The organism is Allobosea sp. (genome assembly GCF_017308075.1).
Lineage (GTDB): Bacteria > Pseudomonadota > Alphaproteobacteria > Rhizobiales > Beijerinckiaceae > Allobosea.
Genome location: NZ_JAFKFX010000030.1, coordinates 220197 through 235802 on the forward strand (window position 1 = coordinate 220197; position 15606 = coordinate 235802).

Here is a 15606-nt window from a genome sequence, read left to right on the forward strand (position 1 = left end):
AGAGCCCGGAACCCATGAACACTGAACAAGCCGGTCAGAGTGCCGCAGATACAGCGCTCCGCTGGACGCGCGCGATGTTCATGGGTTCCGGGCTCGGCCCTGCCGGCCGCCCCGGAATGACGCGGAACTGCCGCGCGAAATCGATCAGCGCTAGTCGACGATGAAGAGCCGCGCGCCCTTCGGCGCCCGCGAGCGATGCGGTTCGGCATTGTCTGCGACCTGATAGCTCATGCCGGCGCGCAGCAGCATGACGCGCCCGTCCGCCAACGTGGTCTCGAGCTCACCCTCGAGGCAGAGCAGGATATGCCCCTTCTCGCACCAATGGTCGGAGACATAGCCCGGCGAATACTCGACCATCCGCACCCGGATCGCATTGTCCTGCGGCCCGAAGCGGCGGGTGCGCCAGCTCGCCTGGCCCTGCTCCCCGGCATGGTATTCCGGCTCGATGTCCGACCAGTCGGTCGTCCCGAAGGGAATTTCGCTCATCCGCATGCCATGTTCCTCCCGCAGCGGCCGGAATCTCCGCCTCTGCCCGCGCCCTGCACCGTTGCAATAGGGCGATCACGCCAGCCGGCCAAGCAAAAGGGGCGGACTTCCGCCCGCCCCTTTGCGATTTTCCGGCGAGAGCCGTGATCAGTTCATCGAGACCGCGACGAAGCGGACTTCGCCCTGGGCGTTCGAGACCAGCAGCAGAGCCGACTTCTTGCCCTCCTTCTTGAGGGCGTCGAGGCGCTTGGTCACGTCCTCGGGCGAGTTCACCGCCTCCTGGCCGACCTCGACCACGAGCTCGCCGACCAGGATGCGCTTGTCGGCGGCGTTCGAGTTGCTGTCGACCTTGGTGATCACCACGCCCTTGAGCCCGTCCTTGATCGAGTAGCGCTTGCGCAGTTCCTCGCTCTGGGCCGAAAGCTCGAGGCCGAGCGCCGAGGTCACGGCGGGCTTGGCGGCTTCGGCCGGCTTGTTGTTGGCCGAGGCCTGCTGGACCTTCTCGCCATCCTCGAGCCGGCCGAGCTTGACCGTCTTGGTGACTTCCTTGCCCTTGCGCATCACCTGCATCGGCACGTCTTTGCCGACCGGCGTCGCCGCGACGATGCGCGGCAGGTCGCGCGAATCCTTGACGTCCTTGCCGTCGAACTTGACGATCACGTCGCCGATCTCGAGGCCGGCCGGCTTGGCCGGGCCCTTGTCGTCGACGCCGGCGACGAGCGCGCCGCGCGCCGTGCCGAGGCCGAGCGCCTCGGCGGTCGCCTCGTCGACATTCTGGATGCGCACGCCGAGCCAGCCGCGGCGGGTCTCGCCGAACTCCTTGAGCTGGTCGACGACGTTCATCGCCAGCGAGGACGGCACGGCGAAGCCGATGCCGACCGAGCCGCCGGTGGGCGACAGGATCGCGGTGTTGATGCCGATGACTTCACCGGCCATGTTGAACAGCGGACCGCCCGAATTGCCCTTGTTGATGGCTGCGTCGGTCTGGATATAGGTGTCGTAGGGGCCCTGGTTGATGTCGCGGTTGCGGGCCGAGACGATGCCCGACGAGACCGAGCCGCCGAGGCCGAACGGGTTGCCGATCGCCATCACCGGGTCGCCGATCCGCATCTTGTCGGAATCGCCGAACTTGACGAAGGGCAGCGGCTTGTCGTGCTTCACACGCAGCACGGCGAGGTCGACCTTGGTGTCCTTGCCGACCACTTCGGCCTTGAGGCGCAGCCCGTCGCCGAACACCACCGTGATCTCGTTGGCGTCGCCGATCACGTGATTATTGGTGACGACGATGCCTGACGGATCGATCACGAAGCCCGAGCCGGCCGATTGCGAGCGGCGCTGCTGCGGCGCCTGACGCTCGCCCTGCTGCCCGCCCTGGCCGCGGCGGTTGAAGAATTCCTCGAACAGATCGCCGAACGGGGTGTCGGGGCCGAGCTGCGGCAATTGCGGCAGCGTGCGCCCGCGGGTCTCGCTCGTCGTCACCGCCGCGATGTTGACCACGGCCGGCATCACCCGCTCGGCGAGATCGGCCAGCGAGATCTGCCCCTGCACCTGCGGCGAGGCCGCCTGACCGAGAGCCGGCGCCGCAAGCGGAACGCCGAGCGCAACGCCGGCGACGAGCGCGATACGGGTCAGGCGGGAGGCATGGGAGAATTTGCTTGCCATCGATGTCCTCGTGAGAAGGTCGCGCCTTGCCGGCATTGCAGCGCAGCCGAAATCCGAACGCAACTCAGAACGCCAAAATACGGCGGAAGGGCGACGCAAGATCACGCGATCGCGTGATCGGCGAGGCCGGCGCCGCTTCTCGTGGCTGCGGAAAGCTGCGGGCGCAGGGCAGCCGTCCCCGGAAAAAATCCGATCGGGCCGAGCCGGCCCGATCGGTAATATGCCTTGCCGGCGCTAGCCGCGCACCAGCCAGACCAGCAGCACGCCGATGATCGCCGAGACGATGCCGATCAGCCGCATCCGATCGGGCGGCGTCTCGGCGGCACTGCGCAGCGCGTCCTTGGCGAGATGCGGGATCGCGGCGAACAATATCCCCTCGATGGCGAAGACCAGGCCCAATGCCGCGAGGAAATCCGTCATGCCGCCCCGACGCCCGCTTGAGATCAGGGCCGGGCCGCGCCGGCCGCCGGAGCAGCGCCGGAAGCGGCAGGCGCCGCTCCCTGCTTGCCGCCGGCCGGATCGTTGAAGAAGCGGAAGAACGGCGAATCCGGCGAGAGCAGCATGCGCGTATCGCCCGCCTTCAGGCTTGCTTCATAGGCCTGCATCGAGCGGTAGAAGGCGAAGAACTCCGGATCCTTGCCGAAACCTTCGGCGAAGATGCGGTTGCGTTCGCCTTCGCCCTGGCCGCGGATCTCGTCCGACTTGCGCTGCGCCTCAGCGACGATGATCGTCGCCTCGCGCTCGGCCCGGGCCCGGATCTCCTGCGCCTGCTGGGCACCGAGCGCGCGGGCTTCGGCAGCCTCGCGCTGACGCTCGGTCTGCATGCGCTGGAACACCGCTTGCGAGTTGGCCTGCGGCAGGTCGACCCGGCGCAAGCGGACATCGACCACGGTCATGCCGAAGCGCGCCGCCTCGCGGTTCACGTCGTCGCGGATGCGGTTCATCAGCCGCGAGCGGTCATTGCGGACCATCGAGGTGAAGGTCGCCTCGGCCAGCACCGAACGGACGTTACCGTTGACGATCGAGGCCAGCTGCGAATTGGCGCGCGGGATGTTGTTGACCGCCTGATAGAAGCGCAGCGGATCGGAGATCCGGTAGCGCGTGAAGGCGTCGACCACGAGACGCTTCTGGTCGGCGGCGATGATTTCCTGCGCCGGCAGGTCGAGGTCGAGGATGCGGTTGTCGAGATAGACCACCTGCTCGAACGGCGCCGGCAGCTTGAAATAGAGGCCGGGCGCGGTGACGACGCTGCGCACCGCGCCGAAGCGCAGTACGATGGCCGACTGGGTCTGCTGCACCACGAAGGTCGCGACGTAGAACACGACGGCCGCAATGCCGATCAGCGCGAGCGCGCCGACGCGAAGGAAGCCGTTCATCGCACCGCTCCCTGCTGCTGCTGGGCCTGGCCGGCCGGACGACGGGGCTGACCAAGTTCGGAGAGAGGCAGATAGGGGACGACGCCGCTGCCGGACTTGTTCTGATCGAGGATGATCTTGTCCATGCCGCCGAGGACACGCTCCATGGTTTCGATGAAGAGACGCTCGCGGGTCACGTCCGGTGCGTTCTTGTACTGCTCGTAGACAGCGGTGAAGCGGCTGATCTGGCCGAGTGCCTCATTGACCGTCTGGTCCTTGAAGGCTTCGGCGGACTGGATCAGCTGAGCCGAGCGACCGCGCGATTCCGGCACGACCCGATTGGCATAGGTCTCGGCCTCGTTGCGCAGGCGCTCCTGGTCGGCGCGCGCCGCCTGGACGTCGCGGAAGGCGTCGATGACCTGCTGCGGCGGGTCGACCTTCTGGAGCTGGACCAGCCTGATCTGCACGCCCGCCCGATAGGAGTTGAGCGTGTCCTGCATCAGCTGGCGCACCTCGGTCTCGATCTGGGCACGGTCGGTGGTCAGCACCGGCTGGATGTTGCGCCGGCCGATGACCTCGCGCATCGCGCTCTCGGCCACGGCCTTCACCGTTCCGGGCGGATCCTGAATGTTGAAGACATAGGCTTCAGGCGCGCCGGGATCGATCTGCCACTGCACGATCACGTCGATGTCGACGATGTTCTCGTCGCCGGTCAGCATCAGGCTTTCCTCGGGCACGTCGCTCTGGCGCGAGGCGCGCACGGATTCGACGGTCCGGAAGCCGACCTCGGTGGTGATGACGTTGGTGACCTGCGGCTTGATCACGCTGCCGATCGGATAAGGCAGGTTGTAGTTCAGACCCTGCCCGGTCTTGCCAACATATTTGCCGAAGATCAGGTTGAGGCCGACCTCGTTCGGGCGCACCGTGTAGATGCCGGTCGCCAGCCAAACGAGGACGAGGCCGAGGCCGATCACGAGCGCGCCACGGCCACCGAGATTGCCGCCGGGCATGAAATTCTTCAGCCGGTCCTGGCCGCGCCGGATGATCTCCTCGAGATCGGGGGGCGTATTGCCGCCCGATGGACCGCCGCCCCAGGGACCGCCGCCATTGCCGCCGCCGCGCTGGCCCCAGGGACCACCTCCGCCGCCGCTTCCCCCGCTACCGCCGCTCTGGTTGCTCCAAGGCATTCTTCAGCCGTTCCTCACTTTAAATACCGACCGTGCAATAACCGAACGGCAGTTCATTGTCAGCGCCGGGCGGCGCGATGGGCTGTGACTTGGGCATCGGCCACGGATTCGTCAACGACGCAAGCCCCTTTCGACGTAAGTCATTTGTCGCGTGGGCACTCGAATGGGCTCAAATGCGCCGCTCGAAGCTGGCGAAGCTGAAGGCATGCTCGTCATCGGCCGAGGCGGGATGCTCGCTGCGCGCAGTCTCGCTGAAGGCGGCACGGTCCCAAGCCGGAAACACCGCGTCGCCTGCCGGGGCAGCATGGACGAAGGTGAGTTCCATCCGGTCGACCAGCGGCAGGGCGAGAGCGTAGATCTCGCTACCACCGCCGATGATCACGGCACCGGCGCCCTTCTGCGTCCCGAGCCGCTGCGCGATCGCGAGCGCCTCCTCCAGCGAGGTCGCGACCGCGACGCCTTCGGCCCGGAAGTCCGGATCGCGCGTCAGCACCACCGTCTCGCGGCCCGGCAGCGGCTTGCCGATCGAAAGGAAGGTCTTGCGGCCCATGATGATCGGGCAGCCCATGGTCAGCGCGCGGAAACGTCGCAGATCGGTCTTCAGCCGCCAGATCAGGCTGTTCTCGCTGCCGATCACGCCATTGTCGGCAATCGCCGCGACCAGGACGACGGGCAGCTGCGCTGCGTCTGCGGACATCGACTCAGCCACCTTGCGCCAGCCTCGCCAGCGCCTCGCCGTCGAGCCGCTTCACCGTCCACTCATCCTGCGCGACGGCGCCGATCGAGCGGTAGAAGACCCGCGAAGGCTCGTTCCAGTTCAGCACCCACCAGGCGAAGCGCGACAGCCCCTCGTCGACGCAGCGCCGGGCGAGGCGGACCATCAGCGCCTTGCCGATACCCCGGCCGCGATACTCGGGCTGCACATAGAGGTCCTCGAGCCAGATGCCGTGCCGGCCGGTGAAGGTCGAATAGGTGTAGAACCAGATCGCGAAGCCGGCGGGCTTCCCGTCCCATTCCGCGATGTCGCAGAAGACCTTCGGCTCGGGCTCGAACAGCGCCCTGGCGATGTCGGCCTCGCTCGCCACCACCTCGTGCAGCAGCTTCTCGTATTCTGCGAGCTCGCGGATGAAGCCGAGCACGAGGCCGGCGTCCTCGGGCCGGGCGGGGCGAATGGAGAGCGTCATACCGCGATCGGCGCCTTGATGCCGGGATGCGGATCATAGCCCTCGATCGCGATGTCCTCGAAGCGGAACTCCTCGAGCTTCGTCACCGCCGGATTGAGCTTCAGCGTCGGCAGCGCCCGCGGCTCGCGCGAGAGCTGCAGCTTCGCTTGGTCGAGATGGTTCACATAGAGATGGGTGTCACCGAAGGAGTGGACGAACTCGCCGACGCCGAGCCCCGTCACCTGCGCCACCATATGGGTCAAAAGCGCATAGCTCGCGACATTGAACGGCACGCCGAGGAAGACGTCCGCCGAGCGCTGGTAAAGCTGGCAGGAGAGCTTCCCGTCCGCGACGAAGAACTGGAACAGGCAATGGCAGGGCGCCAGCGCCATTTTCGGGATGTCGGCCGGATTCCAGGCCGAGACGATCAGGCGGCGCGAATCCGGGTTGCGGCGGATCTCATCGACCAGCCAGGCGATCTGGTCGATGGTCTGCCCGTCGGGCGCCGGCCAGGAGCGCCACTGCCGGCCATAGACCGGGCCGAGATCGCCATTCGCATCGGCCCACTCGTCCCAGATCGTGACGCCGTTCTCCTGGAGATAGCGCACATTGGTGTCGCCGCGCAGGAACCAGATCAGCTCGTGGATGATAGATTTCAGATGCAGCTTCTTGGTCGTCACCAGCGGGAAGCCGGCTGCGAGGTCGAAGCGCATCTGATGGCCGAACACGGCGAGCGTGCCGGTACCGGTGCGGTCGTCCTTGCGGACACCCTCGTCGAGAACGCGTTTCAGGAGGTCGTGATACTGGCGCATGCCGGCATCTAGCCGGATTCGAGCCCGCTCCAAAAGAGCCGTGGCGGCGCCGTCCAGAGACGTTTGCGCATGCCGCCCCGCAGCCCCGCGCAGGCGCTCACGAAAACGGCATCGTCTGTGACGCCCTGCTCCGCTGCATTGCCGGACCCGCGCCCCAATCTGAGAGCCCGATGACAGACAAGGGGCGCTTCGGGCCTGCGCAAAATCGGCCCGTGCTGATGAGGATTGAATCATGAGCAGAACGAAGTTGCTGGCTGCCTTGGCCGTCGCGGCCTTCATGGCCAATGGGGCGCTTGGCGCCGCCGCCGAACCACGGGAAACCAAGACCGCCGCCATCGAGGGGATCAGCGAGGCGCAGGCCCGCGCCATCGCCTTCGATACCGGCCTCGTCCATGTCGAGGAAATCGCGCTGCTCGAAGGCCGGTGGGAGCTCGCCGGACGCGACCGATCGGGCGACGAGCGCGTCATCGACATCAATGCGCATGACGGAACGCTGCTGCGCTGAGCCCGTTTCCGCCGATTTTCCGGCAGGTTGCGCTTCATTTGGCCATGTTTGTGCCGCCGGGCGATTATTGAGCCGGAAAACCCTCCTGCTCTCTTTCCCCCCGCGATCACAGTGCCTATATTCGCCATGCCGCTCGCAAGAACGGCTATGGCGATAAACGGACGTCGGAATAAGCCTTTCGGACCCGGGGGCGGTACCCGGCGCCTCCACCCCAGCCCTGCGGCGCGAGCAGCAGGAAACTTGCAGCCTCGAAGCTGCAGGGCTGCGGCGGGGGCGAAATAGGATCGACGAGGGTGTAAAGGTCGTTCTTTTGCTCGGCATGGTTCCGCCGTTATCGGGCCAAAGCATAGTTGCCAACGACAACAATGCTCGGGTTGCTGTCGCCGCGTAAGCGGTGCTGGTTCCCAAACCAAAGCCCTTGCGCTTAGCCGCGTAAGGCGGGGCTCGGAGGCGCCTGGCAACAGAAGCCTCCACTTTTTTTGATGAAGGGCGGCATGCCCTCTTATGCATGTGCCGGATGCCCGGCGTCCGGGCATGCAGGACATGATCGAAACGGAATCCGGACGCGATGACGAAGGACATTCTCCGCTACGACCTGATGGTACAGGACGCGCTCAAGGGCGTGGTACGCAAGATCCTGTCCGAGGCCGGCCGCGACGGTTTGCCGGGCGATCATCATTTCTACATCACCTTCCGGACCACGGCGCCGGGCGTGCGCCTGTCGCAGCGCCTGCGCGAGAAGCACCCGGACGAGATGACGATCGTGCTCCAGCACCAGTTCTGGGACCTGAACGTCAGCGAACACGCCTTCGAGGTCGGGCTGTCTTTCTCGGGTGTGCCTGAACGGCTGCTGATCCCCTATGATGCGATCACCACCTTCTTCGATCCCTCAGTGCAGTTCGGCCTGAAATTCGAGACCCAGGACGCGCAGGCCGAGGCCGCCCCGGATGCCCAGGAGGCTCCGAAGGGGCCGCGCGCCGTCGGCACCGAGCCGAACGCCGCCCCGGCAGCCCTGGCGCTTGCCGGCAAGCCGAAGCCGACGCCGCCCCCCGCCGCGAAGCCCGCCAGCGAAACCGGCGAGGCGCAGGCCGAAGACAAGGAAACCGAGGCCGAGGGGGAAGGTGGCGCGCAGGTTCTCAGCCTCGACGCCTTCCGCAAGAAGACCTGAGCCGGCCATGACCGAATATCGCAGCGAAACCGATTCCTTCGGTCCGATTTCCGTCGCTGCCGACCGCTACTGGGCGGCGCAGACCCAGCGCTCCCTCGAGAATTTCCGCATCGGCGGCCCGGCCGAGCGCCTGCCCTTGCCGCTCGTGCACGCGCTTGTGCTGGTCAAGAAGGCCGCCGCCATCGTCAACGCCCGCCTCGGCCTGCTCGATCACAAGCTGGAGGCCGCCATCGTCCAGGCGGCCGACGAAGCGCTTTCCGGCCGCTTCGACGACCATTTCCCGCTGGTGGTCTGGCAGACCGGCTCCGGCACCCAGTCCAACATGAACGCCAACGAGGTGCTGGCCAACCGCGCCAACGAGATCCTCGGCGCGGGCCTCGGGGCCAAGAGCCCGGTGCACCCCAATGACCATGTCAACAAGGGCCAGTCCTCCAATGACAGCTTCCCGACGGCGATCCATATCGCCGCGGCGCTTGCCGTCTCGCGGGACTTGCTGCCGGCCCTGACCCGGCTGAAGGACGCGCTCGACGCCAAGGCCAAGTCCTATGCCGACCTCGTCAAGATCGGCCGCACCCATCTTCAGGACGCGACCCCGGTCACGCTCGGCCAGGAATTCTCCGGCTATGTCGCCCAGATCGAGCTCGGCATCGCCCGGATCGATCAGACCCTGCCCGGCCTGCTGGCCCTCGCCCAGGGCGGCACTGCGGTCGGCACCGGCCTCAACGCCCATCCCGATTTCGCCAAGGCCTTCTCGGCCGAGATCGCCCGTCTGACCGGCCTGCCCTTCCGCACCGCAGACAATCTCTTCGAGGCGCTGGCGAGCCATGGCGCGATGACCTACAGCCATGGCGCGCTGACCGCGCTCGCCATGGACCTGTTCAAGATCGCCAACGACATCCGCCTGATGGGCTCGGGCCCGCGCTCGGGCCTCGGCGAGCTCAGCCTGCCCGAGAACGAGCCGGGTTCCTCGATCATGCCGGGCAAGGTCAACCCGACCCAGGCCGAGGCCTTGACCATGGTCGCGACCCGCGTGCACGGCAACCAGGCGACCATCGCCTTCGCCGCCAGCCAGGGTCATTTCGAGCTCAACGTCTTCAAGCCGGTGATCGCCCAGGCTTTTCTGCAATCCGCCCGGCTGCTGGCCGATGCGGCAGAGAGCTTCCGCCTCAACTGCGTCGAGGGCATCGAGCCCAATCGCGAGCGGCTGGAAGAACTGCTCTCGCGCTCGCTGATGCTGGTCACCGCGCTCGCCCCGGCGATCGGCTATGACAAGGCCGCCGCCATCGCCAAGGCGGCCCATCACAACGGCACGACGCTGCGCGAGGAGGCTCTGCGCGCCGGCGTCGAGGCGGCGCTGTTCGACCGTACGGTCGTGCCCGGACACATGCTCGGCCCGGCCTGAGGCATGGCGGAGATCATCAATCTCCGGCGCGCCCGCAAGGCCCGCGACCGTGCGACGGCCGAGGCGCAGGCCGCGCAGAACCGGATCGAATTCGGCCGCACCAAGGCCGAGCGCAAACTGACAGCGGCGGAAAAGACGTTGCAGGCGACCCGTCTCGACGGGCACCGCCTCGACGCGACGAAGGACGACAAGGGCGAGGCATGAGCGGCCTGCACAAGCGCTCGCTCGCCATTGCCGGCCATCGAACCAGCGTCTCTCTCGAAGAACCGTTCTGGGAAGCGCTGAAGGAGATCGCCGCTGCCGAAGGCCGGCCGCTCGCCGGCCTGGTCGCCGAAATCGATCTCGCCCGCGGCGAAGCCAATCTCTCCTCCGCCCTGCGCCTGCATGTCCTCGCACATTACCGCGCCCGCGCCGGAGCTGCGCCGCTCAGCCCTGCGGATTGACGAGAACCTGGCGTGCCGTCTCGACCATGGCGTGCGTCAGGTCCGCGAGCCGGTCCGAGGCGATCCGGTTGACCTGCCAGAACAGCGGAATGTCGAGCGATGTGCCGGGCACGAGTTCATGCAGCCGTCCGGTCGCGATATGGTCCCGCACCAGCAGTTCGGGATTGACGCACCAGCCGATGCCCAGAAGGCTCGCATCGACGAAGCCCTGCGTCGAAGGAACCCAGTGGACGGGGTGATCCGGACTCGCGCCGAAGGCGAGCTGCATCCACTGGCGCTGCAGCCGGTCCTTCTGGTTGAAGACCAGCGAGGGCGCCTGTGAGAGCGCCTCCAGCGTCACGCCCCCGGGGAAATGCCGCACGATGAACTCCGGGCTCGCCGTCGCCAGATAGCGCAGCGAGCCGAGCGGTGTGACGCGGCAGCCTTGAATGGGCTTGGCTAGCGCCGTGACCGCGGCGAGCACGCGCCCCCGCCGCAGCCACTCGGCCGTATGGTCCTGATCGTCGACGGCGATGTCGAGAAGATGCGTGCTGCGCCGGGCGAAGGCCGCGACCGCGCCGAGGAACCAGGTCCCGAGGCTGTCCGCATTGGTGGCGATCCGCAGCGTGGCGCGTCGCTGGGGCTGATCCGGCTCGGCCAGCGCCGGCAACCGGGCCATCAGCTCCTCTTCGAGCAGACCGAGTTGCTCCATATGGCGGCAGAGCCATTCGCCCCTTTCGGTCGCGGTGCAGGGCTGCCCCCTGATGACCAGCACGGTGCCCATCCGCTCCTCGAGCAGCTTGACGCGCTGCGAGACGGCAGAGGGCGTTACGTTCAGGGCCTGCGCAGCCTTCTCGAAACTGCCGGTCCGCACCACCAGGGATACGGCCTGCATGGCCGGATAATCGAGCATGACCTTAGCTGAGCTTAATTCGCATAATCAAATTTAACTACACTAATGCCGGTATCGAGCCTAGGCGGAACCTCACCAACCGGAAACCGCGCCGATGCCCCTCTCCGTCTATGTCACCGGCTTCACCATGGGCCTCAGCCTGATCGTCGCCATCGGCGCCCAGAACAGCTTCGTGCTGCGCCAGGGCCTGCGCAACCAGCACGTCTTCGCGGTCTGCCTGACCTGCGCCCTCTCCGATGCGGTGCTGATCCTCCTCGGCGTCGTCGGCCTGCGGCAGGCGACGGCGATGCTGCCAATGCTGGAGCCGGCCCTGCGCTATGGCGGCGCCGCCTTCCTGGTCTGGTACGGCGCCCGCAGCCTGCTTTCGGCCTTGCGTTCCTCCGAGGCCCTGGCGGTCGGCACCGCCGGCGGCGCCAGCCTGTCGGCGAGCCTCGCGACCTGCGCCGCCCTGACCTGGCTCAACCCGCATGTCTATCTCGACACGGTCCTGCTGATCGGCAGCATCGCCAGCCAGTTTCCCGGGCAGGAGCTGATCTTCGCCGCCGGCGCGATGACCGCCTCCTTCCTGTTCTTCTTCGGGCTCGGCTATGGCGCGCGCTGGCTGCGCCCGCTCTTCGCCAACCCGGCGGCCTGGCGCATTCTCGACGGCATCGTCGCCGCCACCATGTGGGCGATCGCCTTCAAACTGCTGCGGGGCGTCTGATCGCCTCTCGACCCTCCGTCATTGCGGGCGCGGCGAAGCAATCCAGAAGGACTGGATGCGCGCTTGAATCGACGTCCCGGCGAGCTGAATCAGTTTGGCGAGCGCGACAGCGGACGCGGCACCGGCTGGATATCCAGTGGCGGCGCAAGCGGCGGCGCTTCACCACGCGGCCTGACATAGGGGTCGCCCGGAATGTAGGAGGGCGGCGCTCCCTGCAGGATCATCGGCCCGGACCGGCCCTCGATCGCGGCCCGGATCGCCGCTTGCCTGGCCCGTTCCTCGGCTTCGACCCTGCGTCGCTCTTCCTCGGCCTTGCGCGCTTCCTCCTGTCGCTTCGTCAACTCCAGCTTGCGCGCCTCCTCCGCGAGCCGCGCCTCCTCCAGCCTTCGGGCGATCTCGGCCCGGCGTGCCTCCTCGGCCTGCCGCGCCTCTTCGGCGCGTCTTGCGAGTTCGGCCTTGCGGGCATCTTCGGCGAGCCGGGCTTCCTCGAGCTTGCGCGCCTCCTCGGCCCGCTTCTCCTCGGCGAGACGCCGCTCCTCCTCGGCTTTCAGGAACTCGGCGAGCTTGCGCTCGTTCTCGCGCATCTCGCGCTCGGCCCGGAGCCGCCGCGAGAAGAAGGCACGCTCGCGCTGATCGGCCTCGAAGGCCTCGACCCGTTCGATCTCCTTGGCAAGCGCCCGTGCCGCGACGACATTCGACAAGGCCGCGACATCGGCCTCGCGGCGTGGCGCCGCGATCGGACCGCGCCAGGCGAAGCCGACCTGCGGCAATTGCTGCGGCCAGTCCTTCGGCGGCGCGGAAAGCGGACGCAATGCCAGCCTGAGGTCGAGATTCATCGCCCGCCAGTCGACCGTACCGCTCGCCTCGGCGCGTAGCCCGGCCCGCTCGAAGGTGACCGGCTGGACACGCAGCACGCCACCCGCCTGGGTGAACGGCACCGTCACATCACCGAGCGGCCAGTTCGCCTGCTCCAGCGCCGTTGCGATCCGGTCCTGCAACCGTTCGGTCTCGCTTTCGGACGCGTCTTCCCCCGTGGCTGCGATCACCCGAGACAAAGCAGCCGGATCGAAGCGGCTCATCCCGGCACCGCTGACGCTGATCGAGCCGGCACCGCCGAGCCCGGCGATCAGGCGCGCCGGGCTTTCGCCCGAGCCGCCGGCCTCGAACCGGCCCGAGAGCTTGCCGGTGAGCGCCCCCCCAGTCAGCGTCGCCAGGTCGAGTCCCGCCAGCCCGAGCCGGCCCGAGAGCTGTGCCAGCCCGCCTTCGCGGCGGATCGAGAGTCCACCGCTAACCTCGCCGCCGGCATGGCGCCCGCTCAGATCGCTGATCGAGAGCCCGTCAATCCCGGTCGCGAGCTGGAACGCGGCCTTGTCGAGCGCGAACTGCTCGCTCACCGCGAGCCGCTCCGTCGTAATCGCAAGCCTGATCTCTCCGAGCCCGGGCGCCGCCTGGAAGCGCGCCGGCGACCAGACGCTGCCCGGTACCGGCGACGCGCTGCCGAGCGTGGCCGTCAGCAGCGGCTGCAAGGCGAAAGCCGGCAGCGCCAGCTTTCCCCCGATCGCGCCATCGGCGCCGAGCGCCAGCGCACCGCGCGCCGTGCGCCCGCCGCTGTTGACGACGAGATCTTCGAGCATGCTCTCCTCGCCGAACCGGATTTTTCCGGAAGCGTCGATCACGCCCTGGGGCAACAGGCGCGCCAGCCCTTCGGGCATCAGCAGCCCGGGTGCCTCGGCCTGCAGGTTCAGCCTCACGCCTTCCCCCGCTCCTTCCAGAACCATAGCCAGCCCGGGGCCGCTCAGCGAACCGGCCGGGCCGCCGGCGCCGAAATCGAGCCTGAGCTCGCCCGGCCCGCCCTGCGCCGGCCGCGGCAGGCCGAAGGCGGCAAAAGCCCGGCGGCGATCATCGAGCGCCAGGCGCAGCTCTCCGCCGGTCCAGTCTCCTGTCCGACCGAGACCGGCGTTCAGGCTGAGCTTTCCGGCCTGCGCCGTTCCCTCCGCGACGAGGCCGGTCTCGCCGCTGCTGGCGCGGGTCAATCTGAAGCTGCTGTCGAGCCCGGCCAGCCCGTCCTCGATGCGCGGCAGGATGCGCCGGGCCTGGTCGGGCAGCAGCGCGCCGGCCAGAGCGGCCAGCGCAGCAAAACGTGGCGCACGCACCCGGCCGCTGATCTCGCCGCCATCCGGCAGCAGGGCGCCCTGGCCCTCGACGCGCACGCCGCCGAAGCCCTCGACCGACAAACGGCTGAGCCGCCAGTCACTGCCCTGCCGCGTCAAGGCGAGCCGGGCCGAACCCGGCGCCGTGGCCCGGTAGCGCACGCCGCCGAGCGTCAGGTCGAGCGCGAGATCGCGGCCGCCGGCAAGGCCGGTCAGGCTCTCGCCCGGCGGCAGATTGGCGAGGTCGAGCCCGTCCAGCCGCAGCTTCGCTTCGAGCTTGCCGGGAGTGACCGCCGCCGAGCCCTCGAGGCGCTGGCCGGAGCCGGTCTTGACCGACAGGCGCTCGACGCCGAGCTGCCCGCTGCGCCAGTCGAGCGTCGCGGCGCCTTCGAACTCGCGGAAGGCGGCGAAGCCATCTGCCAGCGCCGGCTCGACGCCGAGCCGGGCCAGGGCCAGCGCCGCCCGCCGTGCATCCGGGGCCTTCAGCGAAAGCTCTCCACGAAAACCGGCCTCACCGAGGTCGCCGCTCGCCTGCAGCGTCGCATTGGCGATGCGGAGGCCGGCACGCGCGCCCGAAACACCGGACTGGTCCAGGCGACCGCGCAAGGAAAAGCCGCTGAGATCCTCGCCTCGCCAGGCGATCTGGTCGAGATCGAGCGAGAGATCGAGGGCGCCAGGCAGGGCCTGCAGCGCGCGCTCGAAGCCCGGGCGCTGATCCAGCGCCTCGATCAGCGCGTCGGCGTCGAGGCGGCGCGCGCGCAGTTGAAACCCGCCGGAGCCCGTCGCCGGAAGCACGTGGCCCTCGCCCTCGAGCCGGGCGGCCCCGCCGGCTATCTCAATCGCGAGGCTGCTGAAATCGAGCTGCCGAGCCCCCCCACCGACCGTACCGGACAGGCTGAGCGCACCGCCCGGCGTCAGTGTGAAGGCCCCCTGGAGCGACGGCTGCAGCCGCCCTCCAGCCATCGGCAGGGAGAGCGCGCCATCGAAGGACAGCTGGTTCTGCTCGCCGGTGACGAAGATCTTGGCACGCAGGCGGCCATCGGCCTCGGCCTCACCGGTGGCGAACCGCAGCGAAGCTCCCGCCACCTCGCCCTCGATCCGCCAGGGGCCGCCGAGGCCGGCGGCGGCGAGATCGACCGAAATCGGCGCGAGCACCTTCGCCGGCTTGCCGGCCTCGCGCCAGATGATCGCCGAGCGACGAATGGCGAAGCGGTCGATCGCCGTCGCCGCCGGCAACCCCGTACCGTGGCGTGGCGGCATCGACACCGCCCCGTCGGCATCGCCGATCAGGGTCAGGGCCATGCCGTCGGCTTCCGCCTCGGTCAGGCGGAAATCGCCGCGCGCCAGCGCCGCCAGGGCGAGCTCGACCGTCAGGCGTTCGATCGTCGCGGCGCTGCTTTCACCATCGGCCGCACCGAGCTTCACCGCCCGCAGCGTCAGGCGCGGCGAAGGCAGCAGGCGCAGGCCGATATCGCCGGCAATGCGCGTCTCCAGCCCGAGCGCCGCGCCGATCCGCTGCTCGAAATGGCCACGATACTCCCGCCAATCGACAAAGCCGGGCCCGAGCAGCGCCGCCAGCAACGCCGCCACCAAAAGCCCGGCCAGGAAGGTCAGGGCCTCACGCACGCTCTTGCAACATTCCGTTCATCACGCGCGTGATCATGCACCCAAGTCGCGG

At 68.3% G+C, this 15606-nt stretch carries 16 protein-coding genes and 1 other RNA gene; 7 read left to right on the top strand and 10 right to left on the bottom strand.

Features of this window, described 5'->3' with window-relative positions; translation table 11 throughout:
- Positions 1-150: 150 nt before the first annotated feature.
- The 8 genes from J0J10_RS12765 to J0J10_RS12800 all read right to left on the bottom strand — a co-directional run bounded on the left by J0J10_RS12765 (position 151) and on the right by J0J10_RS12800 (position 6665).
- A complete protein-coding gene (locus J0J10_RS12765; RefSeq protein WP_291635870.1) occupies positions 151-492 on the bottom strand; it encodes a DHCW motif cupin fold protein in 342 nt (113 codons plus the stop codon).
- A 141-nt stretch (positions 493-633) separates the two neighbouring features.
- Positions 634-2148, bottom strand: a complete 1515-nt coding sequence (locus J0J10_RS12770; protein WP_291635869.1) for a DegQ family serine endoprotease — start codon at positions 2146-2148, stop codon at positions 634-636.
- A 234-nt stretch (positions 2149-2382) separates the two neighbouring features.
- Positions 2383-2568: a DUF2065 domain-containing protein gene (locus tag J0J10_RS12775; protein ID WP_291635867.1), complete on the bottom strand. Its 186-nt coding sequence runs from the start codon at positions 2566-2568 to the stop codon at positions 2383-2385.
- A 23-nt stretch (positions 2569-2591) separates the two neighbouring features.
- Positions 2592-3524, bottom strand: coding sequence for a protease modulator HflC (gene hflC, locus J0J10_RS12780; protein ID WP_291646916.1), 933 nt, complete (start codon positions 3522-3524; stop codon positions 2592-2594).
- Complete coding sequence (gene hflK, locus J0J10_RS12785) at positions 3521-4690, bottom strand: FtsH protease activity modulator HflK (protein ID WP_291646917.1); 1170 nt, start codon at positions 4688-4690, stop codon at positions 3521-3523. Before hflK ends, hflC begins: the two co-directional genes overlap by 4 nt.
- A gap of 169 nt (positions 4691-4859) precedes the next feature.
- Positions 4860-5387: a dihydrofolate reductase gene (locus J0J10_RS12790; RefSeq protein ID WP_291646918.1), complete on the bottom strand. Its 528-nt coding sequence runs from the start codon at positions 5385-5387 to the stop codon at positions 4860-4862.
- 4 nt (positions 5388-5391) lie between these two features.
- Positions 5392-5874 (bottom strand): GNAT family N-acetyltransferase, encoded by a 483-nt coding sequence (locus J0J10_RS12795; protein ID WP_291646919.1) that lies wholly within the window; start codon positions 5872-5874, stop codon positions 5392-5394.
- Positions 5871-6665: a thymidylate synthase gene (locus tag J0J10_RS12800; protein ID WP_291646920.1), complete on the bottom strand. Its 795-nt coding sequence runs from the start codon at positions 6663-6665 to the stop codon at positions 5871-5873. The genes J0J10_RS12795 and J0J10_RS12800 overlap by 4 nt, the downstream gene beginning before the upstream one ends.
- Before the next feature lie 232 nt (positions 6666-6897).
- Here J0J10_RS12800 and J0J10_RS12805 point away from each other — a divergent pair, with 232 nt between their 5' ends.
- The 6 genes from J0J10_RS12805 (at position 6898) to J0J10_RS12830 (ending at position 10183) form a co-directional block, all read left to right on the top strand.
- Complete coding sequence (locus J0J10_RS12805; RefSeq protein WP_291646921.1) at positions 6898-7170, top strand: hypothetical protein; 273 nt, start codon at positions 6898-6900, stop codon at positions 7168-7170.
- Between the two features lie 89 nt (positions 7171-7259).
- Positions 7260-7645, top strand: a transfer-messenger RNA (tmRNA) gene (ssrA, locus tag J0J10_RS12810).
- A 93-nt stretch (positions 7646-7738) separates the two neighbouring features.
- The gene (locus J0J10_RS12815) at positions 7739-8338 is read left to right on the top strand and encodes an SspB family protein (RefSeq protein WP_291646922.1); all 600 of its coding nucleotides are present in this window, start codon (positions 7739-7741) and stop codon (positions 8336-8338) included.
- Between the two features lie 7 nt (positions 8339-8345).
- A complete protein-coding gene (gene fumC, locus J0J10_RS12820; protein ID WP_291646923.1) occupies positions 8346-9740 on the top strand; it encodes a class II fumarate hydratase in 1395 nt (464 codons plus the stop codon).
- 3 nt (positions 9741-9743) lie between these two features.
- On the top strand, positions 9744-9944 hold the full coding sequence (locus J0J10_RS12825; RefSeq protein ID WP_291641170.1) for a DUF4169 family protein: 201 nt from the start codon (positions 9744-9746) through the stop codon (positions 9942-9944).
- Entirely contained in the window at positions 9941-10183 is a 243-nt protein-coding gene (locus J0J10_RS12830; RefSeq protein WP_291641168.1) for a ribbon-helix-helix domain-containing protein, read from the top strand. The genes J0J10_RS12825 and J0J10_RS12830 overlap by 4 nt, the downstream gene beginning before the upstream one ends.
- Here J0J10_RS12830 and J0J10_RS12835 read toward each other — a convergent pair.
- Positions 10167-11075, bottom strand: coding sequence for a LysR family transcriptional regulator ArgP (locus J0J10_RS12835; protein WP_291646924.1), 909 nt, complete (start codon positions 11073-11075; stop codon positions 10167-10169). The genes J0J10_RS12830 and J0J10_RS12835 overlap by 17 nt on opposite strands.
- Before the next feature lie 94 nt (positions 11076-11169).
- Between J0J10_RS12835 and J0J10_RS12840 the strand changes: the two genes are divergently transcribed.
- Positions 11170-11778 carry a LysE/ArgO family amino acid transporter gene (locus J0J10_RS12840; protein WP_291646925.1) on the top strand — a complete coding sequence of 203 codons (609 nt, stop codon included), beginning with the start codon at positions 11170-11172 and terminating at the stop codon, positions 11776-11778.
- 89 nt (positions 11779-11867) lie between these two features.
- Here J0J10_RS12840 and J0J10_RS12845 read toward each other — a convergent pair whose 3' ends face one another.
- Positions 11868-15554 (bottom strand): AsmA family protein, encoded by a 3687-nt coding sequence (locus tag J0J10_RS12845; protein WP_291646926.1) that lies wholly within the window; start codon positions 15552-15554, stop codon positions 11868-11870.
- Between the last annotated feature and the right edge of the window lie 52 nt (positions 15555-15606).